The following is a 26,392-nucleotide window of genomic DNA, read 5'->3' on the forward strand; positions in this document are numbered from 1 at the left end:
TAGTAATAAACATAACATGCTGAAATGTTCACGTCAATTTTATTTTCTGAATATAATAAAACCTCTATACAAAAAGACCAGGTAGGTAACCTGATCTTTGTTTAACTCTTTTTATTATGTTGTTTTCGTTATCTTGATATAGATTCCTTCACCTCCTGACGCAATATTTTAGTAGCACCTACCATATTAGTTAAAGCCGCGATTGTTTCTGGCTCTTTCCTTGTTTTTAAGCCACAGTCAGGATTAACCCAAAATTGATGTTTGTCTAGAACTTGTAAACTATCTCTCATGATGGCTAACATTTCGCCTTCACTCGGCACACGTGGGCTATGAATATCGTAAACACCTAATCCGATTCCTTTTGTATAAGGATTTACTTGAAGAGAAGAAATTAGCTCTCCATGGCTACGTGATGTTTCAATGGAAATCACATCTGCATCTAGCGCGCTAATAGGTTCGATGAAATCGTTAAATTCGCAGTAACACATATGTGTATGAATTTGTGTTTCATCTTTAACACTCGATGTAGCAAGCTTGAAGGCATTGACCGCCCAGTCTAAGTAAGCCCCCCATTCTTCTTTACGAAGAGGTAAGCCTTCACGGAGTGCTGGTTCATCCACTTGAATAATGGAGATGCCAGCCGTTTCTAGTGCTTCCACTTCCGTGCGAAGTGCTAATGCAATTTGATAAGCCACATCTTTTCGAGAAATATCATTGCGTACAAAGGACCAATTTAAAATGGTCACTGGCCCCGTCAGCATCCCTTTGACAAAGCGCTTCGTTAAGCTTTGGGCATATGCAGACTCTTTCACAGTAATGGATGAAGACCATGCAACATCTCCATAAATAATTGGAGGCTTCACACAGCGAGAGCCATACGAAACAACCCATGCTTTTCCAGTAAAGGCAAAGCCCGTCAATTTCTCACCGAAATATTCGACCATGTCTGTCCGTTCAAATTCTCCATGAACTAGTACATCTATATCAAGATCCTCCTGTAAGTGAATCCAGCGCTTTGTTTCCAGTTCAATAAATGCTTCATAGTCTTCATTCGACAATTGTTTCTTTCGCCAAGCATTACGATTTCTCTTCACCTCATCAGATTGAGGGAAGCTGCCGATTGTCGTTGTTGGGAATAGTGGCAGTCCTAATGCCAGCTGCTGTATTTTTTGACGTTGATTAAAATCACTATGTCGCTCAAAATCCTTCGTTGATACGGATTGAGCGGCTTGCTGGATCATTTTATTTTGACGAATCGAATGATTTTTTAGGGCTTCAATGGCCTTCATACTTGCTGAAAAATTATGACGTATCGTTCCGTCTTGATTTTTTCTATATTTAGTGAGCTCAATAATTTCTTCGATTTTTTCATCAGCAAACGCCAGTGCTTGTTTGAGAACAGGGTCCAGCTTTTTTTCAAGTGAAGTTGATATTGGTACATGTTGAAGGTTACTTGAAGGTTGAATCCACAATTCCTTAGCATCACAGAGCTTTTCAATAGCTTGAATCGTGGCGTTAGCCTCGGCTAAATTTGAACGCCATATATCACGACCATTAACAATACCTATAGCTAAAACTTTATCTGGAGGGAAACCAAATTGTCGAAGTGACTCCATATTCCCTTTATAGCCATGTACGAAATCTAAACCAAACCCTTGGACTGGCAATGAAATCAATGTTTCATAGGAGCATAATGCTTCAAAATATGTTTGTAGCATTAGTTTTGCTGCTGGAACGGTTGTCGTTAATTGAGCATAGATTTCTTGTACTAGCTTCCGTTCTGCAGAGTCAAGTGTCGTCACTAAAGAAGGCTCTTCTAATTGAATCCACTCGGCACCTGCATCTACTAATTCTTGAATAATCTGAGCATAGAGAGGTAATAAGGCTAATAAATATTCAACCTGTGTTAATTTACTGTAGCCCTTAGTTAGCTTATAAAATGTATAGGGCCCAATAAGTGTCGGCTTCGCAATAATTCCGAACGCTTCTTTTGCCTCTAAAAAGTCGGCCAATACCTTATTTTCTGTTAGTTGCAACGGTTGCCCTTCATATTCAGGAACAATGTAGTGATAGTTGGTATTGAACCATTTGGTCATTTCACTAGCTACTGCTGAATGATTTCCTCTCGCTACACTGTAGTAGGTATGTAAATCCACCCTTCCACCTTGCCAGTTAAAGCGCTTGGGTACTAAGCCAAACATTAAGGCTGTATCCAACATTCTATCGTATAGTGTGAAATCTCCCACTGTCACCATATCGATGCCAAGTTGTAGCTGCTTTTCAATCCGCGATAACCGAATACTTTTTAGGGTTGCCTGAAAATCCTCTTCCGTTCGTTCTTGACGCCAAAATGCTTCTAACGCCTTCTTCCATTCGCGATCATCTCCGATATATGGATAGCCAATGAGTGTACTAGAATAAGTCATATTTAATCTCCCTTTCATCAATAAGGTTATGGTTACTTGCTCTTACAAATTTGTGTCATCCCTTGCTAGATTGAGTGGCTCTATATGAAAACCAGTGGACTTTGCTTTCGAATACAGAATAACAGCATGAAAAAAAGCCATTCTCCTTCTCGGAAAATGGCTGCATGGTAAAATTATTAATACAAAAACAATACGAAAAAATAGAACTTTCGTTTAAAATCATTTGTTATCGCACAGTGCCTGTTTAGTCACTATTCACCACCTATTTCCACGTAGGTATTTGGTGTGTACTAGAAATTGGCAGGTCTCCTGGCTTCTCATCAACACGCCTCACAGCCTTCCCGGTTTCCCAGTGGCATTTGTGATTTGCTCCGAATTACAGTTGCGGGACAGCGTCGGATTTGCACCGACTTCCCTTTTAAGCCAGACTTTCATCTGGCACCATTTCTTACACTATATTCAGTTATGCCCCTACTATACCATATATTTCAGAATAGTAGAAATTGTTTTTACATAAAAATTTATCTATTTACTCTGTTTTTAATTGTAAATCATCTGGCCCTTAGTGATAATGCCTTATATTAATTGAACTAAGTCCAAGTTAATTGTACAAGCAATCTATCTATAATCTTTAATTCCATCTTCAAAAGCCTGTCTATCACCATTCTCAATCCCGTGCAATGCTTCTTGTAAAGCAAATGTACTTTTATAAAATTTAACTCGTTCAGATATTTCATTACCGTTAGGATATAGGTTGATACACATATCAAAAAAATCCTCACCATAGCTAGAAAGTATTCCAGCAAAGTCATACGCTGGATCTCCTAAACCCGAACCACCAAAGTCTATTATCCCTGAAATCATACTTGTTTTTGGATTCCACAAAATGTTAGATGCTCCGAAATCTCCGTGTATAAGTGATAGATCTAAATTTGAGAATGCCTTCCCTTTTAAGAACGTTTCAAAAGATTGTGAGATTTCCTGTTGAGCGTCTCTTCTAATAAAAGGAAATAATTTATTTTGAATCTTATTATACAAGTTATACATCTCTTCACGAGGGTTACGAACCTTTAATTTCAAATCTCGGCTTGCTTTTTCTCCAGAAATAGAATGAAGTTCTACAAGAAAAGAAACAAGTTGTTTTGCCAACCCGTTAACCAATTCAACACTCTTAACACCTGTTAAACTTTCCTTCCACATAGGAACACCATCTATTAGGTGATAACCAGTGAAGACCTTACCTGGTTCTAGCTCTTCAAAAGATTGATAAATTGGATTCGGAATAGGAATTGAAATGATACCTTTAATATATTTTAAAATTTCCGTCTCTCTTTTTAATTGAATGATTCCATTTTTATATTTTGGAAATCTAAAAACCAAAAATTTGTTTACAATGAATACATCATTATTCTGTCCAATTTCATTAGGATAGATGTCTTCAATGCAAAGGTCGGAATAAAGCGATTGAATGTTTTCAATAAAGTTATTATTCATTTAGTAATACCCCCTTTCAGTCTCTTTCTAGCTTTTTGATCTACTAACTCTTGTTGAACTTATCTGTTCCTTTAGTTTAAGAACAATTCTTCACAAGCTCAACTATACTTTAACAGAAAAATCCAAATCACTTTACAAGATGCTCCACAATCTTGCCCTTTCCATGAATAAAGACGCTTTCCTTATAAAAGCGCCTGATTGTTGAATAAACAACTGCATGATGTCTACGTATTGTTCAGTAAATCATCAGCGAAAATAGGATTGTCTGAATATTATTGGACTTTCTTTAAAAGAGTTGTGTTTTTAAGTGGGGCTTTATCTTCAACTCAATATTCAAAACTCACTATTGCCTTTGGTCGTTTATTCGAATTGAAAATCTACTTATGAAACTATCTTCTACTTTATTCGTATATTAATTAAGTCAACTAATTCTCGAGGTGATCATAATGTACGAATACCATTTCGTTAAAGTGGAACTAAATGCTTGGGGTAGTAAACCAAAAGAAGATTATCAAAATATAATTCACCAATACGCATCTGAAGGATGGAGATTTGTTCAAATTTTTGCTCCTTCAACTAAAGGATATGGTTCCGCAGCTTATTTTGAATTAATATTCGAGAGACCCCTTAATTAGATTTGAGGGGTTTTTCTATTTTTGGGAACATAATGTAGAATTCTGTTTACTTAAACTTAGCCTCATTTTTTACATTACTTTTTATTAGACATTAGTAATCTAATCTCTTTTTACAGCAAATGCTTCCTTTTATGATTTCTTATTGAATAAACTTGCCTCGTTAATTTAAGTATTCTTCACAATACCACCTAAATATTAAAATAAATATCCAATCTTATTCAAAACTATAATTGCATTAAATGGCCCTTTACATGAATAAAGACGCTTTCCCTATTACGGAAAAGCGCCAGATTGTTGAATATCAAGATAGTGGTCACTGATTTTTTACTTGTTAAACTAAAGCACCCTGTTCGTATTATAAGGTCAACCGGAGAAATCTGGTTAACTATTTTTTATTCGATTTATAGATTGATAGTAGCCGGATTAGAACGGAAGCATCCGTGGGACTGATCCCGATAACTAAACTGTTCGCCCTCTACTTATTAACACATGATTAGGCTGGTTGGGACATTGCGATCCCGTATAATAAGCGAAGATATGAATGACAAGGTAGATAGAGGTTATGGTCAATCCACTTCATAAGGAGGAGATAATTTATGAATCCAGTTGTAGGTCTGGATATCGCAAAAGGTGAAAGTCAGGTTCAAATGTTCTTGGATAAAAAAATACCCTATAAAAACAGTGTGAAAATCAAACATACGGTGGAAGGACTTAAAGAGTTACACTCTTATTTACTAGATTTAGAGCGTCAAACAGGGTTAAAACCACCTGTTGTTTTGGAATCAACGGGTCACTATCATACCCCTGTTGTACAATTTTTGAATTCGGAGGGTTATTTGAGTTGCGCTTTTTAGTATAGCATGAAGTGTTTTTTAACTTAAAAGATTTTTATTGACAATCTATTAGCTGGTTTAGTGAAAAAAACTTACTTAACTTCAATTACAAAGTTATAACTCGAACTTCCTTTTTCCCACTGCGCAGAAACACTATAAATATAAACCCCTTTTTCTTTCGGCATGAATAGAACATTATTATTTAATAGGACATTCTCCATTTCGTTTTTATTAAACCATATAGATGCGCTCAACGTATTTTCTAGTGGTTTACGATTAAATTCTATTTTTAATTCAGCTCTAGGTAATACAACAACAGGTTTAAGTTTTTGATTTTTAATAATATCTGGTGGGGAAATCTTATCAACACATTGAACATTAAAAAGCCTATCCCAACAATAAGAACCTTGTGCCACTTCTACAGTATTATTTTCAATAGTTATAGTTGGTTTAGGTGGTTTAAGGGTAAATACAAAATAAATCCCACCTACTAATACAACTACAGCTAACAAAGAAATCAATACCTTTTTCATACACTTCCCCCCTTGTTTCAAAACACCGATTGATTCACTCGAAATGTACAGCAAATATTTGAATGACACAGTTAAAGATATCTAATTTTAGAAGGAGTATAATTTTAATAGTTCATGTTTTGACAAACTAGTAGTAGCGTCTATTTTAACAAAATATGGTGATTGCCATTTTTTAGTTGCTATTGCTTGTTTGCTAATAGGAGTATCCCAACTAGGATAAACTCTAATAGCCATTTTCCCCTTTGAATCAGCATTTTTAAGGATCTTTTGTTTTAATAGAACTTCTTTTGGAAAAACAAATTGGCCAAAATCACCACTATTATTAAAAGTGTTTATTACCAGTAAATCAGTGGCATTCTCATATGAGAATGCTTGGTTTTTATTAGCTTCATCTTTTTCCCAAAAGGAAACAAATTGTCCTACCTTGGTAGGTGTTATTTTTGCGACTCTAAATCTAACAGATTTAGAATTCAACTGAAATATCCCAGCTCCGTACTCAGAATTTTGAGTTTCTTCTCGGATGTTTTTTATAATTAAATGGTTAGGTTCATAAAGTAATTCATTTACATATGTTAATGTTTCATTAAATTTATTCATAGTTTTACTCCCTATCTAATATTACGAATACCAGTATATCACCTGCCGACTTGTTACCGTAATTGCAAAAGCTTTATTTCATTAGTCTCTTTATTGGATTCACTGCACAATTTGTTTCAAGTAAGTAAACAAAACCACTTGAAGGTGATAACTGAAGAAGGCACAATTCCTTGTACAAGAATTGTGCCAGATTGTTGAAGATTAAGACAGTCAATCACTTTTTTAATATCTATTCAATCTTTTTTAAAATTTCATCCCCAGTTTCTTGTTCAATGATGAATATTTTATTATCTTCATTTACTGTGTAAATAAGTGTTCCTTTGTTATAATAATTTGAAGTTAAATCTTCTTTTATGATTCTATCTGAAGACATTACCTTTTTAAGAATTTCGCCGAATACTTGATCTTTTGTATATTTATCATCATCAAGTTGGTAAGAGTAATAATTATCACTATCAATAATTACGTATGGTACATAAGAATTATCTCCATTTTTTACAATATCATCTTGTTTGGCCGCTAAGGTACATCCACCTAATATCACCAAAACTACAATTGTAAATATGAAAAGCATGGATTTATTCATATTTAATCCCCTCCTATACTTTAGACTTTACATTTCAAATAAAGTTACATTCCTAATAACCCTAATAATCATCCACAAATAAATGGCTCTTTAACGGTAAAAGACCCTTTCCTTATTCAAGGAAAGCGCCCGATTGTTCGTTCATATCAATATCACCAAAAATTGTAATTATAGATTGTATTGAAAACAATATGTTTTTAATGTAAGCGATGAATATCCCTCGATTTTTTTATCCTGTTGATACCTTTTCCATGATTCGGATAATAACATGTGTCTTTCACTCTCCCACCTATAAATCTATTAATTCTAAATTCTATTATGTTCAATGAAAGATTTTTTCATACTAGGATATTCTACAACCTAAAAAATAGTGATAGTTTTGAACTCAAATTAATCTAAAAGGCACTTTCCATGTTTCCAGGAAAGCGCCCGATTGCGGAAAATTAAAGATAAAACAGCATCAGATTATTATTGGCCAGTAAAAAACATTTGGATTGGCCCTTCCCAGTCCGCCTTTTGAATTTCTTTATAATTACCCTTAGTATACTCAGAAATGATTTTCCTCCAGAATTTTTGTGCTGGAACGTTCACTTCCCTTTCCGCGATTCTCCATTTTTCAGGAAAAGAATCAAATAAATAAAATGCAGCTTGCCTGCCAACACCATCTTTTCGGTATTTTTTCATAACGAAAAACTCAGCCATCTCAACATAAGGCTCATAGTTCTCTCCATCTTGGGTTATTTTACGAACCAAGGCGAATCCAGCATAATTTCCATTCACCTTAATCAAAAAAGGAAAACGTTCTGGTTCTGTCCAATATTGATCAAAATACTCGTATCCGTATAATCCTTGTTCATTTACATCCAAGGGATCAAACTCACTAAAATCATATGTATATAATTCAAGTAAGTGTCTTAATACATTTTTTTGTTCTATTGGTGCTTGTATAATTTGTACATCCATTCATCTCATCCCCCATAACAAAACTATACACTCCTAAGTATAGCATTTCATTGAGATTCTATTTATATGTTACTGCCATTCAGAAAAATGTTACTCAACAATATGGCCCGATTGTGGAAGAAGATAAATTCCTGCATATCAAAACTGGATATTTTTTTCATTATATTTTGTAAGATCATTACTAACACTTTTTTCAAAGTACTTGTTATCAAAATTTAGGGTATCAAATTCAAAAATACTGTTTGGAACTTCATATATGCCTCCAGTAATTTTTTCTAAGGTTTGAATGGTTATATTCCTATTCCTATCCCCTCTTTCCACCCAAACCAATTATGAAGTTCGCAGTCCACATTTTTTGGCCAATTCTTCCTCAGTCAATCTTTTCAATTTCCGAATTTCATTTATGTTGCTACCAACTAACTGAAATATAAGGAAAAGTACTCCTCGGCAATTGTTTAACTTTTGTCAAGATATAGTCACAACCACTTACGTTGTTCCCACTTTATGAATAAACTTAATAAATATTGGACAAATTTACATTAAACGATAATGAGCATTATTTAAACGAATAACCCCCTTTTTTACGATAAATTAAAGGAAGTATTCGATAATGTAGTGAATTTGTTTGATTGGTAAGATTTATACTGCATATACTGTTCAAGGTAACTCCAATTCCACACGTTTTGGTACTTCTTCATTATCTGATATATAAGCTGTAATTGAACGAACTTGTTCATAGCCAGTTGCCATTAAAAATGTAGGTGTGCGTCCATAACTTTTAGCTCCGACTATACATATCTCTTAGTCTTCTTATTAATGTATGGGATACCATATTCAATGTGGCCTGTTAATGCTTTTTCATTCTGGAGCCATCCCCTGTAAAATTTGCTGGGTTTGGATTCCTCCATGTACCCGTCGCATCAAAAACGGCTCTCGCTTCAATAATCAGGAAATCTTAGTAAAAGATGTTTACAAACAACTTAAATATAGTTATACTTACAAAGTAAACAAAAATTCTTAAGGAGGTCGAATGAAATGTTCGTTATCGTTAAATTGATGTCATTGGTAGCTACAACTTCAGTAAAAATGAAAATCACACATTCGACCAGATCGGAATGGATCGCTTAAGGTTTTTTTGTAATTAAGCATGCCCATACCGCAGGGAGAAATGTGCCCCTGCGGTATTTTTGTGCCTTTTTCACCGTAGAGGAGTCTCTCTACGGTTTTTTTCATTTTTCATGGCAATTTAAGGAGGTGATAATATGATATTAAACTTTTTTGCTCTCACGATAACGATTACGAAACGTGAGGACTCTCTTGAGAAAGCACTTCATAATGAAAATGTGAAAAAAATCTTTGAAGAGAACCGAAAGAAAGTAGAAAATTATATTCGTATTCGTCAATATTAATTTGGTTAATTAAAAAACATGAAAGGTGGGAATTGAAATGATTTATATGATCAAAAGACGTCATGCAGTTTTATGGCTGGAGAAAGACACAACCACCAGATGAAGTAATATAAAGTGGCAATACAGCTATTTAATATTATAATCTCCGTAAAGCTAACCCGTTCTAATCTAGGACGGGTTGCTTCAGGAGGTATTATGCACTTTTTTAAGCCATCTTTTATACATACAACTTGATGTACTTTAAGAAAATGCGGTATTACAATAGGAGGAAAAACTAATTCTAAAAAGCGTAAAATTGAATTTGCAAATTTAGTAATTTCATTATTCTGCCCCGTCAGCCATCCATGTAGCTCAAAAACAGCGCCCAATTGTTGAATATCAAATCAGTGATTTGTCTTTTGTTTGTTAAAGTAAAGCACCTCGTTACTTGAAGAACACCAAAGTGTCCCCTTAAATTTTTTTGGTTACTTTCTACATAACTTTCAATTATTAGTCCACATTCAGTATGGGTTAGATTAACCGACTGATAAATAGCAAACAAATAAAAAATAGTGCTCATTATTGAGCACTATTTTCTGGTTTTAATGGTTTTGTAAAATAAAATTTAATATGAGCTTGTTCTTCCTCGGACGTCAACAAGCGAATTGCTTTACCAACCTCACCATCTTGCATCTCCCAAATTTCGTTATGATCTTCAACTGCGTTTGAAAAATCGTCTACCGACCATCTCTCCAAAATTTTTATATATACATCGCCATTGTCGTAATTTTTTATATTGAGTTTTGCTATTTCTAACAATCGATCTACTTTGGCTTGTGTTATTTGTGTATTTCCCACTTTATTGTCATCGTTAGTTTTGACTTTTTGGTGGGACATGTTGTGTATGATGTTTCTCATTTTATATTCTTCTAAGTTGTCAGGATATGGGACCTGTTCTTTTTCATCAGGAACAGTGGTATCTTCAAATGCTATTTCGACATATTCAGCGGTTGCTTTTTCTCTTTCTGGAGTAGGTTTATCTATTTGGTTATTGAATTTGATGTAACCAAAAATTCCTCCCATAGCTGCTACTATCGCAATGATAACGATAGCTGACTTTGTTTTTCTCTTTATGTTATTTCCCCCCTTATACTTGAAAAAGGAACTTTTAAAATATGTTTGTAATTTTATTTAATTAATTCCAATAAGACCTTCCATTAGAATACCAATAATCACTAAATATAACAATAATAAGACGATTTTCATATTGGGCTTTTAAAACAAGAGCATATACTCCAATTAATATGATGCGCATGATTGTCGTATTTCATTTCGCCACAAAAAAACACTCCTAAAGTTAGCCTTTCGACTCTAACTTTAGGAGTGTAGGACCCATCCAGGGTAATGCCTAATTATAGACTTTGACATTAAAATGGAAATTTAACCACAACTTTAAATAGCCTTATAAGTTTCTATTTAAACATAACCAAAATCTGATTTGGTCCAGTACGTTTCATCACTCGATAACCTTCATTGGAAGCTGTAGCAATTCCTTCACGATTCGGCATGCAATATTTTCCTGGTTTACATGTTCCGTCATCTCGGACTAACAGTTGCCCTAATAAACCCACAGCCACCCATTCTGGTCTTTTGAGCCTTGGAATGTATTCTTTTGTAGAATCCCAAGCAGGGTTCACTAAAGGATGTGATGTGGTTTGCTCGGGAGTGAGAACATTTCCTTGTTCATCCTTTTTTGCTGGAACAATAACATCTTTGTATTTTACTCTTCCCCATTCATCCAAAGCATATTTATTTTTCCATCTCAACTCTCCACTGTTACCTAATATAGCAGGAGTAGAGCTTGTAATTCCCAATATATAGTCATCTTTGTTATGCGCTTTTCTAATTTTATCACTTTCTTCATTAAAGGTAACAAAATACCCAACATCAATAGCAATTGAATCAACTGTTTCAAACAATTCAGCATAATCTGAAGCAGGCATACTCACCGTACCATCAATTTTTACGTTTCCATTACTTAAGATTTTAGCTGCAAGTCCTTTGTTTGTTAAACTCGTTCCGTTTGCTAAATACCAAGAGTATGCAAGCTCATTGGCATCCCCAAAACGCCCCATGATATGAGCACCCATAAGCCCATTTGTACTTGTATTATTTCCCTCAGCATGGGAAAAGGATCCGTCTGCGATTGTTTGGACTCCTTCTGCGTGGGATGCTCTTCCACTTGCTCTTGTTCGGTCTCCTTCTGCGTGGGAAATCAATCCACTTGCAATTGTAGCTGACCCTTCCGCATGGGAAATGACTCCACTTGCAATTGTAGCTGACCCTTCCGCATGAGAATTGGAAGCACTCGCCATCGTTGCTGACCCTTCCGCATGAGAATTCAATCCCCTAGCGATTGTATCGGAGCCTTCGGCATGGGCAGCCCGTCCACTTGCAGTCGTCCCTTGCCCTTCGGCATGAGAAAAATCACCAGATGCCGTAGTACGCCTAACAATTCCTCCTTCTGTATTCCTTGTTGGACCACCTTCTACATGAGAAGCTCTTCCTTCAGCTCTGGTTTCTTCTCCTTCGGCATGGGCAGCAAATCCTTTCGTAAGATCTCCAACTACACCCGCAATAGACCGAGTACCTTCCGCATGAGAAGCTTCCCCATTGGCAGTAGTAAAACTCCCTTCCGAGTGGGAAGCTCTTCCTGCTGCCCTAGTCTGCTCTCCTTCCGCATGAGAAGCTCTTCTTTCTGACCTTGTAGAATCTCCTTCCGCATGGGAAGCGATTGAACTAGCTATAGAGCTCACCCCTTCCGCATGAGAAGAATCTCCACTTGCTGTGGATTGACTCCCTTCCGCATGGGAAGCAATTCCACTGCCTATGGTATCTTGCCCCTCTGCGTGGGAAAAGTCTGCACTAGCTCTTGTTCGTAACCCTTCGGCATGGGAAGCTCTTCCTTCCGATTTTGACAACTCTCCTTCCGCATGGGAAATGAATCCACTAGCTTCAGTTTCCGACCCTTCTGCGTGAGAAATATCTCCACTAGCAATGGTCAGTAGACCTTCGGCATGAGATTGACTGCCTTGGGCTTTGGTCTGATCTCCTTCTGCGTGGGATATTCCACCGGATGCTACCGTTAGAGAGCCTTCGGCATGAGAAGCTTCTCCACTGGCGAATGTTCCTGATCCTTCTGCGTGGGAAGCAAATCCAAATCCAACTGTATTATTTCCTTCCGCATGAGAAGAACCACCTTGTGCAACAGTTTCTTGCCCTTCCGCATGAGAAGAACCACCACTAGCTGTGGTATTTGACCCTTCGGCATGGGAAGCAAATCCAACAGCAGCGTTAGCAGTACCTTCCACTACGGAACATCCATTTGCAGGATCAACTACAATACAATTACTACAACAAGGTGTAGGTGCCATAATCTCTACTTCCTTAACTTGCTGCTCTAACTTTAGGTTTTCATTGATCTTTTTCTTGTTTGAGTTTGACATAAAATCTCCTTTCATAAATATCAACTTTTTAAAGTATTTCTTTTTTCAAGATTGTAACGTAGGTCTTGTTCAGAGAAAACAGAGATGAAGTATATAAAATGCCATTTCTAGGCATGACATTATGAAACAGTCTTAAATTTTGAATTGAATTGCGTATCCACATTAAACCCCACCTCTTTAGTAGGAGCACTTTCTGTTTGTCAGCGTTTGACCTTTCTTCTTTTGAATACGATAGATCAGGAATCGATTAGGTGCTATATATATCGATCCATCAACTGATAGATACAATGAGGTTGTAAGTTGGAAAGATTCTTTTACGTAGAAACAGATTGTCGTTTACATAAAAAACTATTACATAAGCTTTTGATATCATTCTATTACAAGGCAGACATCACTTGTTTCAACGACAGGCATTCTATTTTGCACCCTTGTTCCTAAATCTGATCTATCTATAAATATGCATCCTCAAATCTATTTGACTAGGAATAAATCTTATAATTTTTTATTAAGATAAAATTATCGTTTCTATTTGCTTTCACTTGGTCAGCGTAGACTCTTCTCTTTTACAGATGCACCTCAGACATTTCACTCTGGACTATTAGCTATCCACACTATGATTTAGTCATTTACATTTTCCTTACAAAAAATAACACCCTATGTAAGCACACTAGTCCAATTTTGACATGGGTAGTTTGATCACTTACATTGAGTGTTTTAAGATCTTCTATATAGGTTGTTATTTATGAAAGGTCTTTTTTTTTCAAAACAAGAATTTTTACATAATTTAAGTATAAGTAGTAATTAAAATTATAATTTATTGAATATTCATTCATATAGCGTTTACATTCCATTTCCAATTGTATATAATTAATAGTAATATAATCCATAATAACAAAAAATGGATACAATTTAAAAACGAGGAGGAATTTAATAATGAAAATGAAGAAACTATTGTTCAGCGCGCTTGCAACTACATTTGTTTTAGGTGTAGGATATACAAGTGCATCCGCAGCAGCTTTGGAAGATGCAGGTTATACAGTATCCCCTACAGCTTTGGAATTCGCAGAATCTGAAGTAATCACACCTTATTATGTTCCCGTTGAAGCAGGCTTTGGTCAAGCAAGAGAAACATTAAATAACACTTCTAGTGTTAATCACTCTAAAAAGTTAAATTGGGGCGAAGGAGCAACTGCAACTTATCAAGTTTCTTATAATGATGGTATCGTTACTAGGGATTTTGCTGCAAACTACTACTCCACTTCATTGAATACTCAATACACTTGGGATAATACGCTTAGAGTATCGAATGGTGGTACAGCTACTGCCACTGGATATGTAAAGTTAGTTAGATAATTAAATATGTCTAATGTAATTTCAAAAACCATTAATTTTCACGACACTGCATAAATAAATTTCTTACTATTGTAACGAAGCTCACTACAATAAACAATATTGCTCCTGAAGATAGTATCCCCACTATAATCCAATTAATCATAACTCCCATCTTCAATAAGATTAGATAGCTGGTGATTAATCCTAAACAAATTGAGAAAGTCGCCCATAAAAAAATTTCCTTAGATAAATGAAATAATATACGCTTTCTTGTCCACCCGATTATATGATACATATTAAATTCCGCTCTTCTAGCATAAAATAAAGTATTTAAGCATTCAGTTAGACCGAAAGTTGATAAAATGAATGTTGAAATTAAAATGGATAGTTGGAACAAAAAAATTACATCTACTGTAAATTGTCCTAATGTAGATTCTTGAGACTTGAATAGCGTGTTTCCAAAATTCGCTATTTGAATAACTAATAAGATTGTAGATGTAAAGAGAATAGACATAGTAGGCATAATAATATGTCTATGATAGAAAAGAGAAGGAGAAAATTTATAAGCTATCACACGGTCTGAATTTTCCCTCTTAATGAAAAATATGATATTTATCATGAGAATTGCTACAATTAAAATACATGAAGCAATGAGATAATACCTTATTTCCAATTTTAATATAGTCATAAATGTAATACTTAATATAAATGCAATAAATAATAAAAAGTATTGTTCAAGATAATTTCTTCTGATAATTCTTTCATGTGACCATCCTAATATAGTCAATAATTCATCTTCCTTTTCTAACGTACCCTTTTCAAAAAGTAATCTAGATACAAACCATACTAAAACAAAAGTTGCAAATAATATCGTAGTTAAGAATGTTAAACCATTCCAACTTTCTTCTAATTCTTGTGCAACCCCTAAAGTTGTCCAAGGAGCTATTACTTTTCCTATGCCTTCAACTTCTAAAGTAGCATTTTTAAAAGAAGACCCTGCAACAATATCTACTTCATAACCGTCTTGTAGAAATTCAGTTGCTATTTTCTCAATTTTTTGCTGTGCTTCTTTATTATATTTTGAAATGCCCGCGACCTTAACTCTTATTGCGTCTATAGGCTCTGACCCCTTTATTATTTCTGCAGATTCAAGAGTAATTAATCCCCCTGCTGGTTGAGGAATAAAACTCCCAGGTACAGTAGTTGGTTTTAGTATTTTACCTTGCTCAGTTTCTATTTTGGATGTTGCATAAATACCCAAGGGACTAGAAGTAAGATTGTTTTTTTCCTTAATTGGGGAAAATGTCCCTACTTGCTCAATAAGGAACGGAGGGGGCGATTCATATAAGCTTTCCCCTTTTTTCTTTAAGAGTTTATATGAAGGTGGACTACCGTTTTCAACTATGCTTACATTTAAACCTTTTTCTGAAGTATTATATTGAAGCTTTTCAGCTATATAATAAATGGAAGTTTCTCCTCGATCAGAAGCAAAATCAGTTGCTAGCTCTACTTTAAAATCATTATTTATCTTTAGTGCAGTACCATCAAATGGCTTTTGAAAAGAAGTAAGATCTAAATTATATTCGGTAGTAGTTATAGCCTTTAACTTACTTAATTCTGCCATTACGTCCTCTTTATTTTGATCGTTTGCTGACATTAGCCACTCTTGATCGGCAATCCCTAATTTTTCTCTATAATCTGAAACATTAATATCTAGTTTGTCCACTTTCAATTTCATCATTATTGGAATGTTAATATCTTCTCTTTGAATGACTTTAATAATTGGAATTTCCCCGATATTTTTAGTTATCATTTCAAGGTCATGAGGATTAACATCCTTTTTTAATTCTGAGTAATCAACCTTCGTTAGCTTATGTTCACTTTCAATATCGATTGCTGATAATAAATGATACGTTGCAGGTAACATTACATCCATAATGGCTCCTACTGCTGTTTCACCTGGTATAACCTTTAAATACTCTATATAACCTGGTATTGATTCTTCGAAATAAACTAGATTTTGTGTCTTACTTATTGGATATTCTTTTTGTCCATCCGTTGTATAAAACTGGAAGGTATATCTTGTAGGGTCATCTAATTTTGGAAATTCAACGGTTAGCTTTTTACCACTGAAATAGCCAATTGAAGCAACTGGCGCTGCTACTTCAATTGAAGGATTTTGTTTGATTTTTTCCCATTCTTTAAGAGATATACCACCTTTACTATCCCCTATGTAATTTTCTTCTACCATACCAACTTTTTTTTCTATGTTAGATCTAGAAGAGCTTGGTCTTATTAAAATGTCATAAGTACCTCTACCATGTTCTGCAATAGAGTTCTCTACAGCTAGCTTTGTTTCTTTTGTATTTTGAAATCCCATTGGGATCAGTAAGAAAATTCCAAAAAAAGCTAAGATAATCGTAAGTGATACCAACTTCCTACTGATTATTCGATTCAAAATTAAACGAATCATTTTTTTTCATCCTCTCTTCCAAAATCCCATTAGATAACTTGTAGATTTTATCTCCATGATTTGCCACTTCTTCATCATGTGTAACCATTATGATTGTCTTACCTGAATTTTTAAATTTACTTAATAAGTCTAGAATTATATTACGATTATTAACATCTAAATTCCCTGTTGGTTCATCACATATGAGAACTTTTGGATTAGCAATTAGCGCTCGTGCTATCGCAATTCTTTGCTTTTCTCCTCCAGATAAGGCTTCGGGTAATCTATTAAACATTTGTTCTTTAATTCCCACTTCTTCTAATAGACTCTTTGCTTTAGTGTATAGAGATTTTTTTTGCTCATCATAAATTAATGGTAATGCTACATTATCCAGAACCGAATAATATGGTAATAGTTTGAAGTCTTGAAATATAAATCCTATATTAAGTCTCCTATATTCACTTTTCACTTTATCCTTAAGACTATAAATATCTATTCCTTCATGAATAATTTCACCTTCATCGGGTTGTAAAAGGCCTGCCACGCAATTTAAAAATGTTGATTTTCCGGCGCCTGATGGTCCAACTATCGTACACCACTGACCTTCTTCAATACTAATTGATATATTATTGATTATTTTCACTTTTTCAGAATGGTGGGTATAAGTTTTACTTATGTTTTTGATTTCTATCATGTATTTCTCCCCCGATTTCTTTGTTTCTTAAATCACTTAAAGTCCGTCTCATCAATAATTTAATATATTTTTCATAAGCACACTTAATAAAGTTATTGAATTATTTTACAGAACTACCAATTTTAATTATAAGTGAATACTCTGTTTTTTGGTAGCCTCTATTATTCAGACCAATGCACCACCACTTTTTGAATACACCCTCCATTCTTATATATGATAATTCCATAAAAGTACTCCAAAGCTATCTTTACCTTTTAAAACAACTCTACTTATTCTTCTACTGTTCAAATCGGTTCACTATCTAATCACTTAATTCACTTTGTTGAAGGCTAATAAATTTAAAAGCTTACGCATTTGAGCCTAAACTTCATCTAGTGATGATTGGTCTGCATGATAGAAGATCACGTCCCCTTCTTGTAGATTCAATTTATTACCGTAACTATGTGGGTAAGACTATTCTTGAAGGCATCCATATTCGTCCACTGACTCATATAGTGAGCTTTTTAGTAGGATAGATAAAGAGTATTTAGATCAACCTCTTGAATTGTCTCCTTGTCGAAAGTCCCAATAATATAACCATTTTTTAAGAACAATGGATGATTTTAATACAGCATACAGACACGTCCTGCTTCTTAAAAGTTCGCATTCTGTGGAACCACATATAGTTTTGCTGGAAGGCTATACTCTCCAAATCTCGTTTGTTCTTTCGTTACGACTTCTTTTGCTGGAATCATTGTATTTGGTACTATAAAAAGGGCCGTTTATAAAGATCGATTGATGAATAAACCTATGTCCTTATAATCACTATTGTCAATTGTGGCTCTCGTTCCCAAAAAAATAAGCACCTTCAATAGATATTAGGATACATTACCCTAAATGTAATTGAAGATGCTTTTTTAATTTGTCTAACCCAAAGGGTCAATTCAATTCATGCATAGTGCTATTTTGATTTACAATTATTATCGATTTATTGCTTCATTAACTGCCCAGCTTTGATGTTGGTGGAATAAATTTTCTATGGCCCGAGCGGGGTCGATTCATTTAAGGAAATGGTCTTCTTCTGTTTGTTTATTTATTTGCATACCCATATCGCATAAATAAAAATAACCATACATGTGTAGTTTATTTTTCATTGTTTGACCATTCTTTCTGTTGCAGCTGCCTCAATTTCTCCAAAGGCCCAATGTGGAGAAGGAACATCGTTAAATGTAGACGTTGTAATGTCTTCTAAAGCCGGACGTTCGAATAATTGGTTGAGTACTTTCACTGCCTGTGCGCGTATGAACGGGAGGGCGTCCGGTTCTGTTGGATAAACTGGCTCCGGTATCGGCTCTGGTGTCGGTGTAGGGATAGGTACTGCATTCACAGTAATCGTCGCCGTATCAGACGTACTCCCATAGGTTGCCGTTACAGTTACTGTTCCTGGAGAAATCGCTGTGAATTCGTTGTTCTGAATCGTGGCGATGGTTGGATCACTAACTGTAAACGTTGTGTTTGCTGTTTGGTCTTGACTCGTTCCATTTGTGAAGGTTTCTGTCAGTTGGAAACTTAGATTTCCTCCTACATTCAACTGCCCCGTCTTTGGTGAAAGAACAATACCTATAGTGTTAATCAAGCCGGACCACCTGTTTAGGAAATGCCCATCTCCATCGAACTTTTGGACTTGATGATTATTGGCTTCCGTTACATAGACGTGACCGTTATTGTCAATCGCTATACTATTCGGGAAGTTAAATTGTCCATCTCCGCTCCCCCATTGACTCACATAATTTCCTTCCAAATCAAACATTTGGATTCTGTTATTCTGTGCATCAGGGATGTATAGATGACCGCTTCCGTTGTCTACCTCAATACTAAAAGGATACCGAAACTGACCATCACCAGTCCCTTGAGTTCCCCATTTGCTTATGAAAGCACCATTGACATCAAATTTTTGGACTCGGTGTAATTCACTATCCGTTACATATACGTGACCCTGTGCATCAACTGCAAGACCATGTGGTTGTAAAAACTGACCGTCTCCAGTGCCTTCGCTCCCCCATTTGCCTAGATAGTTTCCGTTGCTATCAAAATATTGAATTCGACGATTATCACGATCGCCCACATACAGGATATCGTTATTAGTAATCGCGATTCCTGTAGGATTTATAAACTGCCCATCTCCATTAAAAGGCATACCGATTTGCTGTTGATTTGAAGTAAAATTATATCGTTTTACCCCCTATTGAAACCTCATTTGGAATGTTTTCTATGTAATAGCAATCTCCACTATATGGGTAATTCAATTACACACCACTTAATTGTACTAGAACTTGTTAAAGTAAAGCATCATTCGCTTAATAAGATATTAATTTAATTGAATAACAACAATAACATAATGAAAAACAAAATAAATATATTGATAAACGATAATAAATAAGCTAATATCATATTATCATTAAATCAGTGAGGTGCTTCAAATGAATGTTAAACTAAGTTCAACTTTCTTCTTAAAAATAGTTGCTTTCCTTATTGGCATTGCGGTACTTGCTGTGTGTGTATATTGGTTACCTCAAGCAGCTATACGAGATGCGAAAGTGCGTCCAGGAGATTACTCGATATATCCATTATTACTATGTGCCTACGGAGTATGCATTACGTTTTCTGTTGCGATGTATCAAGCATATAAACTACTGAGTTATATCAATCTAAACAATGCTTTTTCTGAGTTATCTCTTAAATCCTTGAAGGTTATTAAAAAATGCGCTTTTACAATTATTTTCTTCATTTTGATTTTACTAGTTTACCTAAGGGCTTTTGCTATGTTCACGGGTGACGATGCAGCAGGTCCGATAGCACTTGGTCTAATAGGGATTTTAGTAACAGCTATCATCGCAGCCATTATGGATGTACTTCAAAGGCCCATAAAAAACGCTCTAGAAAAAATCTAGATGTTTATTTTGCAAGAATAATAACTACTTTCCCTACTAAATGTTGACCCTTACATGAAAATTGGGCGCCTATTTTTTTTGAAGTGACACCACAAATTAAGATGTTCTATTAAGGTAAACAGCTATGAAGGATTGAATTCGGTATTGTACCGAGTTTAATCCTTTTAATTTCTCTGAACTCAGTTTTTATTTATTTCTCAACAGACCGAAGATAACTTTGTCATATACAAACACATTAGAACAATGTCCGTTAACTTCTTTTAAACTTCCACTAATTATAATTTTTTTCTCTATATAGTTTGAAGGGGTTTAAAAAAGGTTATATAACCCTATAGCGAAATATTAAAATACAAAATAGGAGATGGTTAGTATGAGTTTCATTTGGTTTTTAATAATTGGCGGGGTTATCGGTTGGCTTGCAGGAATAATTTTAGGAAAAGATATCCCAGGTGGAATTATTGGTAATATTATCGCAGGTATTATCGGTGCATGGATTGGTGGTATGCTTCTTGGAAGTTGGGGTCCTAAAATTTCTGATTTTTATATCTTCCCTGCTCTCATTGGAGCAATTATACTAGTTTTCATTGTGAGCTTAATTATGAAATCATTGCGTCAAGCTGCGTAAGCTAAATTGATCCTTTAGTTAATTTCTATACGGTCAAATGAATCAGACGTAACCAACAATAAATGGTGACTGTACGAATACTAAAAAGGCGGCCTTCCACAATCTAATCTGTGGAGGACCGCTTTTACTTTGTTCTTATTTACTTACCATCCTTGGCTCCGTAAATTCAAGGAACAGAACGGCTTATTCAACAATAGCACCCAATTGTTGACTATCAAGATTGTGTTCGCAATTAAAGAAGGAAATCAAATTCCGCTAAAACAAGAAAAATATGCAGGCTATTAAAGCAAAAATTCCAGTCCCTAAAGCAATAGTTCCATTAGCAATGTTATATTTATTTTTGTTTTTCAGCTTAAACATTAAAAGTAGTCCCGAGGTCGTTGAAATAAGGAAAATTATAAAAAAGCCGATAGGCACAATATACATTTAATTAATTCCTCCATTTTTAGGCTTCCTTAAAAGAGTTTATTTAATTTCATCTTCTGTCCTAATTACATGATTTGTCATTACCCTTACACCAAACTTCTTGAATATAAATTTGTTTCATTACAGATTTTTCAAAAGATCTTTTCTATACTTTATTTCTTCTAGTAAATAGTCTGGTAGTGTAATAATTAAGCTTCTAGCTTCTCCCCTCACTTAAAGGTAATTCAAATGAATGTTAGTGGAATTATTATGTGTGCCTATATAAAAATCTATATAAACAGAAAATGGATCTATCAAACTGATTCTATTAATAATTTCTTTTATCTAGAAAACCTCTTTTTAACGCAATACTATAAAGCATTATATAACAAGAATATTTGATAGGAATCCTACATATATTGATTTAGTATTTCTTTAAAACAGAAGTCTAAAATGATTCTATTCTAATGATGGAATTTTAATATAAGCGAAAATTATTTAAAAAAGGATGATGACTATTATTGATAAATCTCTTCTTGCTATGGTTATTTTACGGGTTTTGTCTGGAAGTATTGAAGTAAGTGCTGGATTGTTGATGCTAAAGTTGAATAGTTTAGAAAAAGCTTTCTATATTAATACAATGCTTGCTTTAGTTGGTCCAACAGTTTTAATCGTAACGACAGCAATTGCATTATTTGGACTAGCTGATAAAATTCCTGTAATGAGAATCGTTTGCCTATTTACGGGAATTACACTTATTCTAGTAAGCTCTCATATTAAGTAATAAAAAAGTATCCCAAAAATAACAAAGGCAAGTAATTCAAGTACAATAAAATCCTACAAACAGTATGTTTTACAATAGATGTTATTTAAATCTTAATACATGACATTTACTTTCTATCATGATTACTAAACAAACAGCCATTTATTTCTTCACAGCAAATAGACATGCCATTCATACCCCTATTAAATACTTTATTACAAGCATCACATTTATCTACCCTATTGATGACATATTATAATATCTACACTTTAATTAAAATCATCTGATCATCTTTTAACGTGATAACCATCAACAATGTCATCTGGTTTTGTACTTTACCAATTTACTCGCCACTTTAATAAAGTTTCGATGTGGATCTGACTGAGCGGACGCCTGTACATTCGAAAAACTCTAGAAAGCTTTATTTACACTTCCATCGTTTCTAAATAACCTTGCTGTAAACATGTATCCGTCACAAACTTCTTAATCCCTGTTGTAAATGACAATTCAATCGTGCTAGTCGTAACAGCTACTATTTCCCCTTCACCAAAAATCACATGCTTTACTTTCGAGCCAACAATTAACGCTGCCTCGGTTGTAATCGTCCGCTCATTATGATATTGCTTCAGTGCTTTTCTCAGGCTTTTCTGCGCTTTCTTTGGTACTTCCTGCGGTGAAATGATTTGTTTTAACTCCTTCATGAAAATCGATGGCTCCACACTTGTTTTAAAGCGCTTGCTATACGAAATTAATTCCAAATGGCGAATCGCTCGCGTGATCCCTACATAAAAGAGCCGCGTTTCTTCTTCAATTTCTTCTTCTTGCTCACTAGGTAAAATCCCTTCAATTAAGTCAATCAAATACACACGGTCAAATTCTAAGCCTTTTGAGCTGTGCAATGTTGTCAGTGTAATGGCATTCAAATCATTTTCTATGTGAGACGAGCGGGCTAAATGTTCAAGCTGCTTCAAACGACCTGCAAATTCGGTCATCGTCTGCGTATGGCGCGCAATTAAACCAAGTACATCTACAATATCTATTAAATTTTCATAATTAAAACCGAGAGTCTCACTCATTTTCTTTAAAGTACGCTCATAACCAAAGTCATAACGGATATGCTCTAACATAGCTGTCGGTGTCGTTTTATCAAATTGAATGCTATCATACGTTTTGCGAATTCGCTTAATATATTCAGGCTGATAATCCTTTAACTCAACATGCTCTAACAATTGTGTGAACACACAGCATTCCTCCGGCACCCTTTGTAGGGCCTTCAATTGCGCTGGTGTAATATAAGCATTCATTTTTCTGTAAATCTTTTCAAAGACAGTGATGTTTTTTGTATTGTACGCTAGACGCATGAAGTTCATAATATCCTCCACAACCCAATGCGTAAAAAAACGAATGGTGGAATCTTTCATATAGAAAGGCAAACCCGCCCTGTCAATCGCGTCCATAATCGGAATAGCGGACGTATTATTTCGATATAAAATAGCCGTTGAGCCACGCTTAGACAGATTTTTCAACTGGTCCACTAAATATTTGGCCTGTAAATGGTAATTCTCTAGGATTTTAAACGAGATTGGCTCTGCTGCAGGATTATCCGTAAACATTTGTTTGTTATAGCGTTTTTTATTGCGCTGAATGAATATATTGGCTGGCTCTACAATCGTTGCTGATGAACGATAGTTTTGTGTCATAAGTAAAACTTGCGCCTCCGGAAACACCTTTTGGAAATCCAACAAATAGTCTGGGTCTGCACCGCGCCAGCTATAAATGGCCTGATCTTCATCCGCGACGACGCATAAATTTTGGTGGACTGCGACGAGCTTCGCAATAATCTCATGTTGGACGGGCGATGTGTCCTGACTCTCATCCGTAAAATAATAATCGTAGCGGCGTTGGTATTGTGCCAGCACTTCTCGGTTTTTCGTAAAAATTTCATTCGCCATTAATAGCATATCGTCAAAATCAATTAACAAACGGTCACTACCTGTGCGTTTATATTCCTCATAACGTTGTAAAATCTGCACTTTTTTTGGCACCTTTACTTTTGCAATTTCCCATTCCTGTTCTAGCAGCATTTTATTTTTGATATACGTTATGTACGTCAGTAGCTCATCTAGCTGATCTTCGGTAATTTTTGTGTCATTTAATTGTTCAAAAATTTCGCGAAGCACTCGTTTTTTTGAAACGACACCCGGCTTGTCCGATTCTTCAATAATGCCGTACGAAATGCCCTGACGTTCAAGTGTCTGCCGCACAACTTGAAAAGCTAAACTATGAATCGTCGAAAAATCAACCGGTGGCAAATGCGGGAAAAACTTTGCAAAACGTGCCTTCATATCACCTGCCGATGCCTTGCTAAACGTAACAGCCTTTATGCGAGAAGGCTTCACGCCAAGCTCCTCAATCATATATCCAATACGCATAATAATCGTCGTCGTTTTTCCTGAACCAGGCGATGCTAATAGTAACAGTGGACCATTTGTTTGCAGCACTGCCTGCGTCTGCACATCATTTAGACGAACGCCAAGTGAACGCTCCTTTTCCTCAAAAAACGCTTTTTGCGCTCCATTCATATCAATCGCTCCATTCAAAAAATCTACACTATATTATAACCTAATGAATACAATGATGTGGATTCTGCAAAGGAAAGCAGCACAATTAACGCCACTTCATGTTCTTAATCCACAACAAAAACCGAAATCCACTTTATAGAAATAAGAAATTCCGGTTCGTCATATATATATAGATTGACTTTACTTCACCAACAAAAAGCAATCGTTTTTGGAGTAAAACAATTAAAGGTAAAAGTAAAAATTACTAATTTAATTTAAGAAAAAAAGCGGATTTGAGATAAATCCCTTCCGCTTTTCGTTCTTAGTTGATCTCAGTTTCTAATGTTTCTTTCCAATCTTGGTCAGAGTCATCTTCATCAAGAACAACGTTATAAATTTTCCATTTACCATCATCATTTTTCTTAAGATAAGCAGTACCTGATAAGTCAATGTTCATGTTAAAAGACATATCTGGAGCTGTCATAGATATTTTATATACTAGGTTATCAATGCGAACTTCAGCAAAATGATTAGTTACAGAAACTGCATTGATCACATGTTCACCAATCTGTTCCATTGTGAATTTAGTATCTGGATCTTCTTCAATCATATCTGCCAAATCCATACTATCAAGTGAATAAGCTAGTTGGTAACCCATTGTCGTTTCATGATAAAGGGCTTTTAATGCTTCTACGTCTTGTTGTTCAGTAAACTTCATCTCGTCTTTAATGTAACGTTCCACTGTTTGAATGCTTGTAGCTGGATCTTCATCTGTTCCTGGCACTAAATGTAAGGCACGGTCAATCATCACGATAGCTTCAGCGCGAGTTGCATCATTGTAGGGTTTGAAGACATTTCCATACCCTTTGATAATTCCTAAAGCTGCCGTTTTCATAACCGCTTCATAGGCAAAATTCCCCTTTGGTACATCCGGGAATACTTTTCCTGTTGCTGAAAAATCAAGCGTTGACTCAAATGCACGGTAAATCATGACTGCCATTTCGTTACGTGTAATCTTATCATTCGGTCGGAAAGTACCGTCTGGTTTACCATTGATGATGCCTTGGCTACTAGCAACCTTCACATACTCGTAATACCATTTCGCCGGTTTTACATCAGGGAACGATTTAACTGTTTCACCTGCACGTAAATTCATCGAATTCACTAAAATTTTCGTGAATTCAGCACGAGTAATAGAGTTTTTTGGTTTTATAGAGACGTATGTATATTCATATTTCTCCCCATCTTCCTCAAACGATTCTGTTTCCACATATCCGTCTATAATATCTGCATACAGGAAGCGTTCCAATTCATTGTATGCCCAATGATCGTAATCAACATCATCCAAATAATATAAATCGATGGGTTTTTCTGCTGCTGCTGCTGGTGAAACACAAATAAATCCAAAAAATACAAGGGAAGATAAAAAAACATAAAGTGCTTTCATTGGTGGTTGCCTCTACTTTCTTCTATTAAATTTTTACCAATAGACGTAGTTTACATGACTGCTACAAATATTAATAGAGAGTAAAATATGGAAATGTATAATATTTTCTATAAAAACAATTCATATCAATTAAGTCTGACGGAGGTTTAATTAAAGAAAGTTTTTCAGGAAAGTTTTTCTAGAGTGCAAAGTTGTTTGAATATGAGGAGGAGCTGGAATTGT

General features: G+C 35.1%; 20 protein-coding genes, 1 pseudogene and 1 riboswitch. Of the genes and pseudogenes, 7 read left to right on the plus strand and 14 right to left on the minus strand.

From position 1 onward, the window contains the following. Positions 1–128: 128 nt before the first annotated feature. Both metE and B3D94_RS19885 read right to left on the minus strand, forming a co-directional pair. Positions 129–2,426 (minus strand): 5-methyltetrahydropteroyltriglutamate--homocysteine S-methyltransferase, encoded by a 2,298-nt coding sequence (gene metE / locus B3D94_RS19880; protein ID WP_291759763.1) that lies wholly within the window; start codon positions 2,424–2,426, stop codon positions 129–131. Between the two features lie 282 nt (positions 2,427–2,708). Then, positions 2,709–2,887, minus strand: a riboswitch (cobalamin riboswitch). Between the two features lie 157 nt (positions 2,888–3,044). Further along, positions 3,045–3,920: an aminoglycoside phosphotransferase family protein gene (locus B3D94_RS19885; RefSeq protein WP_291759765.1), complete on the minus strand. Its 876-nt coding sequence runs from the start codon at positions 3,918–3,920 to the stop codon at positions 3,045–3,047. A 446-nt stretch (positions 3,921–4,366) separates the two neighbouring features. On the opposite strand from B3D94_RS19885, the gene B3D94_RS19890 reads away from it, so the two are divergent. Next, entirely contained in the window at positions 4,367–4,555 is a 189-nt protein-coding gene (locus B3D94_RS19890; protein ID WP_008177708.1) for a DUF4177 domain-containing protein, read from the plus strand. Positions 4,556–5,151: 596 nt separating this feature from the next. Continuing rightward, positions 5,152–5,409, plus strand: a complete 258-nt coding sequence (locus B3D94_RS19895; RefSeq protein ID WP_291759767.1) for an IS110 family transposase — start codon at positions 5,152–5,154, stop codon at positions 5,407–5,409. A gap of 71 nt (positions 5,410–5,480) precedes the next feature. Here the strand turns inward: B3D94_RS19895 and B3D94_RS19900 are convergent, their stop codons facing one another. From B3D94_RS19900 to B3D94_RS23100, 5 genes and pseudogenes are all read right to left on the minus strand, one after another. Then, positions 5,481–5,921 (minus strand): hypothetical protein, encoded by a 441-nt coding sequence (locus tag B3D94_RS19900; RefSeq protein WP_291759769.1) that lies wholly within the window; start codon positions 5,919–5,921, stop codon positions 5,481–5,483. A gap of 87 nt (positions 5,922–6,008) precedes the next feature. Further along, positions 6,009–6,518: a MepB family protein gene (locus B3D94_RS19905; protein ID WP_291759771.1), complete on the minus strand. Its 510-nt coding sequence runs from the start codon at positions 6,516–6,518 to the stop codon at positions 6,009–6,011. 229 nt (positions 6,519–6,747) lie between these two features. Next, positions 6,748–7,104: a hypothetical protein gene (locus tag B3D94_RS19910; protein ID WP_291759773.1), complete on the minus strand. Its 357-nt coding sequence runs from the start codon at positions 7,102–7,104 to the stop codon at positions 6,748–6,750. Positions 7,105–7,572: 468 nt separating this feature from the next. After that, on the minus strand, positions 7,573–8,067 hold the full coding sequence (locus tag B3D94_RS19915) for a GNAT family N-acetyltransferase (RefSeq protein WP_291759775.1): 495 nt from the start codon (positions 8,065–8,067) through the stop codon (positions 7,573–7,575). Positions 8,068–8,623: 556 nt separating this feature from the next. Further along, a pseudogene (locus tag B3D94_RS23100) lies at positions 8,624–8,859 on the minus strand (hypothetical protein); the annotation flags it as partial. Between the two features lie 470 nt (positions 8,860–9,329). Here B3D94_RS23100 and B3D94_RS19920 point away from each other — a divergent pair. Further along, positions 9,330–9,476 (plus strand): YrzI family small protein, encoded by a 147-nt coding sequence (locus B3D94_RS19920; protein WP_083244685.1) that lies wholly within the window; start codon positions 9,330–9,332, stop codon positions 9,474–9,476. A 558-nt stretch (positions 9,477–10,034) separates the two neighbouring features. On the opposite strand, the gene B3D94_RS19925 is transcribed toward B3D94_RS19920, so the two are convergent. Together B3D94_RS19925 and B3D94_RS19930 are read right to left on the minus strand one after the other, a co-directional pair. Further along, on the minus strand, positions 10,035–10,538 hold the full coding sequence (locus tag B3D94_RS19925; RefSeq protein WP_291759776.1) for a DUF6241 domain-containing protein: 504 nt from the start codon (positions 10,536–10,538) through the stop codon (positions 10,035–10,037). Positions 10,539–10,927: 389 nt separating this feature from the next. Further along, entirely contained in the window at positions 10,928–12,961 is a 2,034-nt protein-coding gene (locus B3D94_RS19930) for a peptidase G2 autoproteolytic cleavage domain-containing protein (RefSeq protein WP_291759778.1), read from the minus strand. A gap of 933 nt (positions 12,962–13,894) precedes the next feature. Here B3D94_RS19930 and B3D94_RS19935 point away from each other — a divergent pair. Then, positions 13,895–14,314 (plus strand): hypothetical protein, encoded by a 420-nt coding sequence (locus B3D94_RS19935; protein ID WP_291759780.1) that lies wholly within the window; start codon positions 13,895–13,897, stop codon positions 14,312–14,314. Positions 14,315–14,345: 31 nt separating this feature from the next. Here the strand turns inward: B3D94_RS19935 and B3D94_RS19940 are convergent, their stop codons facing one another. From B3D94_RS19940 to B3D94_RS19950, 3 genes are all read right to left on the minus strand, one after another. Further along, positions 14,346–16,766 (minus strand): hypothetical protein, encoded by a 2,421-nt coding sequence (locus tag B3D94_RS19940; RefSeq protein ID WP_291759783.1) that lies wholly within the window; start codon positions 16,764–16,766, stop codon positions 14,346–14,348. Beyond that, entirely contained in the window at positions 16,732–17,439 is a 708-nt protein-coding gene (locus B3D94_RS19945; RefSeq protein WP_291759785.1) for an ABC transporter ATP-binding protein, read from the minus strand. The genes B3D94_RS19940 and B3D94_RS19945 overlap by 35 nt, the downstream gene beginning before the upstream one ends. A gap of 1,129 nt (positions 17,440–18,568) precedes the next feature. Continuing rightward, positions 18,569–19,615: a 6-bladed beta-propeller gene (locus tag B3D94_RS19950; RefSeq protein WP_291759787.1), complete on the minus strand. Its 1,047-nt coding sequence runs from the start codon at positions 19,613–19,615 to the stop codon at positions 18,569–18,571. 283 nt (positions 19,616–19,898) lie between these two features. Between B3D94_RS19950 and B3D94_RS19955 the strand changes: the two genes are divergently transcribed. The 3 genes from B3D94_RS19955 to B3D94_RS19965 all read left to right on the plus strand — a co-directional run bounded on the left by B3D94_RS19955 (position 19,899) and on the right by B3D94_RS19965 (position 22,183). Then, positions 19,899–20,369, plus strand: a complete 471-nt coding sequence (locus B3D94_RS19955) for a DUF2975 domain-containing protein (protein ID WP_291759789.1) — start codon at positions 19,899–19,901, stop codon at positions 20,367–20,369. A 370-nt stretch (positions 20,370–20,739) separates the two neighbouring features. After that, on the plus strand, positions 20,740–20,994 hold the full coding sequence (locus tag B3D94_RS19960) for a GlsB/YeaQ/YmgE family stress response membrane protein (RefSeq protein ID WP_069481490.1): 255 nt from the start codon (positions 20,740–20,742) through the stop codon (positions 20,992–20,994). A 913-nt stretch (positions 20,995–21,907) separates the two neighbouring features. Beyond that, entirely contained in the window at positions 21,908–22,183 is a 276-nt protein-coding gene (locus B3D94_RS19965) for a YqhV family protein (RefSeq protein WP_069481491.1), read from the plus strand. A 404-nt stretch (positions 22,184–22,587) separates the two neighbouring features. Here B3D94_RS19965 and B3D94_RS19970 read toward each other — a convergent pair whose 3' ends face one another. Together B3D94_RS19970 and B3D94_RS19975 are read right to left on the minus strand one after the other, a co-directional pair. Beyond that, positions 22,588–24,744: an ATP-dependent helicase gene (locus tag B3D94_RS19970; protein ID WP_291759792.1), complete on the minus strand. Its 2,157-nt coding sequence runs from the start codon at positions 24,742–24,744 to the stop codon at positions 22,588–22,590. A 301-nt stretch (positions 24,745–25,045) separates the two neighbouring features. Further along, positions 25,046–26,170, minus strand: coding sequence for an S-layer homology domain-containing protein (locus B3D94_RS19975; RefSeq protein WP_069481493.1), 1,125 nt, complete (start codon positions 26,168–26,170; stop codon positions 25,046–25,048). Positions 26,171–26,392 lie beyond the last annotated feature (222 nt).

It is taken from the genome of Lysinibacillus sp. UBA5990 (genome assembly GCF_002429815.1).
GTDB classification, from domain to species: Bacteria; Bacillota; Bacilli; order Bacillales_A; family Planococcaceae; genus Lysinibacillus; species Lysinibacillus fusiformis.

What these genes read in the sequence shown, in the direction of transcription:
- B3D94_RS19915 (WP_291759775.1), bottom strand. Translation starts at nt 8,067, where the DNA reads ATGGATGTACAAATTATACAAGCACCAATAGAACAAAAAAATGTATTA.
- B3D94_RS19900 (WP_291759769.1), bottom strand. Translation starts at nt 5,921, where the DNA reads ATGAAAAAGGTATTGATTTCTTTGTTAGCTGTAGTTGTATTAGTAGGT.
- B3D94_RS19975 (WP_069481493.1), bottom strand. Translation starts at nt 26,170, where the DNA reads ATGAAAGCACTTTATGTTTTTTTATCTTCCCTTGTATTTTTTGGATTT.
- B3D94_RS19950 (WP_291759787.1), bottom strand. Translation starts at nt 19,615, where the DNA reads ATGCCTTTTAATGGAGATGGGCAGTTTATAAATCCTACAGGAATCGCG.
- B3D94_RS19955 (WP_291759789.1), top strand. Translation starts at nt 19,899, where the DNA reads ATGAATGTTAAACTAAGTTCAACTTTCTTCTTAAAAATAGTTGCTTTC.
- B3D94_RS19925 (WP_291759776.1), bottom strand. Translation starts at nt 10,538, where the DNA reads ATGGGAGGAATTTTTGGTTACATCAAATTCAATAACCAAATAGATAAA.
- B3D94_RS19965 (WP_069481491.1), top strand. Translation starts at nt 21,908, where the DNA reads ATGATGACTATTATTGATAAATCTCTTCTTGCTATGGTTATTTTACGG.
- B3D94_RS19935 (WP_291759780.1), top strand. Translation starts at nt 13,895, where the DNA reads ATGAAAATGAAGAAACTATTGTTCAGCGCGCTTGCAACTACATTTGTT.
- B3D94_RS19895 (WP_291759767.1), top strand. Translation starts at nt 5,152, where the DNA reads ATGAATCCAGTTGTAGGTCTGGATATCGCAAAAGGTGAAAGTCAGGTT.
- B3D94_RS19890 (WP_008177708.1), top strand. Translation starts at nt 4,367, where the DNA reads ATGTACGAATACCATTTCGTTAAAGTGGAACTAAATGCTTGGGGTAGT.
- B3D94_RS19960 (WP_069481490.1), top strand. Translation starts at nt 20,740, where the DNA reads ATGAGTTTCATTTGGTTTTTAATAATTGGCGGGGTTATCGGTTGGCTT.
- B3D94_RS19940 (WP_291759783.1), bottom strand. Translation starts at nt 16,766, where the DNA reads ATGATTCGTTTAATTTTGAATCGAATAATCAGTAGGAAGTTGGTATCA.
- B3D94_RS19905 (WP_291759771.1), bottom strand. Translation starts at nt 6,518, where the DNA reads ATGAATAAATTTAATGAAACATTAACATATGTAAATGAATTACTTTAT.
- B3D94_RS19885 (WP_291759765.1), bottom strand. Translation starts at nt 3,920, where the DNA reads ATGAATAATAACTTTATTGAAAACATTCAATCGCTTTATTCCGACCTT.
- B3D94_RS19930 (WP_291759778.1), bottom strand. Translation starts at nt 12,961, where the DNA reads ATGTCAAACTCAAACAAGAAAAAGATCAATGAAAACCTAAAGTTAGAG.
- B3D94_RS19920 (WP_083244685.1), top strand. Translation starts at nt 9,330, where the DNA reads ATGATATTAAACTTTTTTGCTCTCACGATAACGATTACGAAACGTGAG.
- metE (WP_291759763.1), bottom strand. Translation starts at nt 2,426, where the DNA reads ATGACTTATTCTAGTACACTCATTGGCTATCCATATATCGGAGATGAT.
- B3D94_RS19970 (WP_291759792.1), bottom strand. Translation starts at nt 24,744, where the DNA reads ATGAATGGAGCGCAAAAAGCGTTTTTTGAGGAAAAGGAGCGTTCACTT.
- B3D94_RS19910 (WP_291759773.1), bottom strand. Translation starts at nt 7,104, where the DNA reads ATGAATAAATCCATGCTTTTCATATTTACAATTGTAGTTTTGGTGATA.
- B3D94_RS19945 (WP_291759785.1), bottom strand. Translation starts at nt 17,439, where the DNA reads ATGATAGAAATCAAAAACATAAGTAAAACTTATACCCACCATTCTGAA.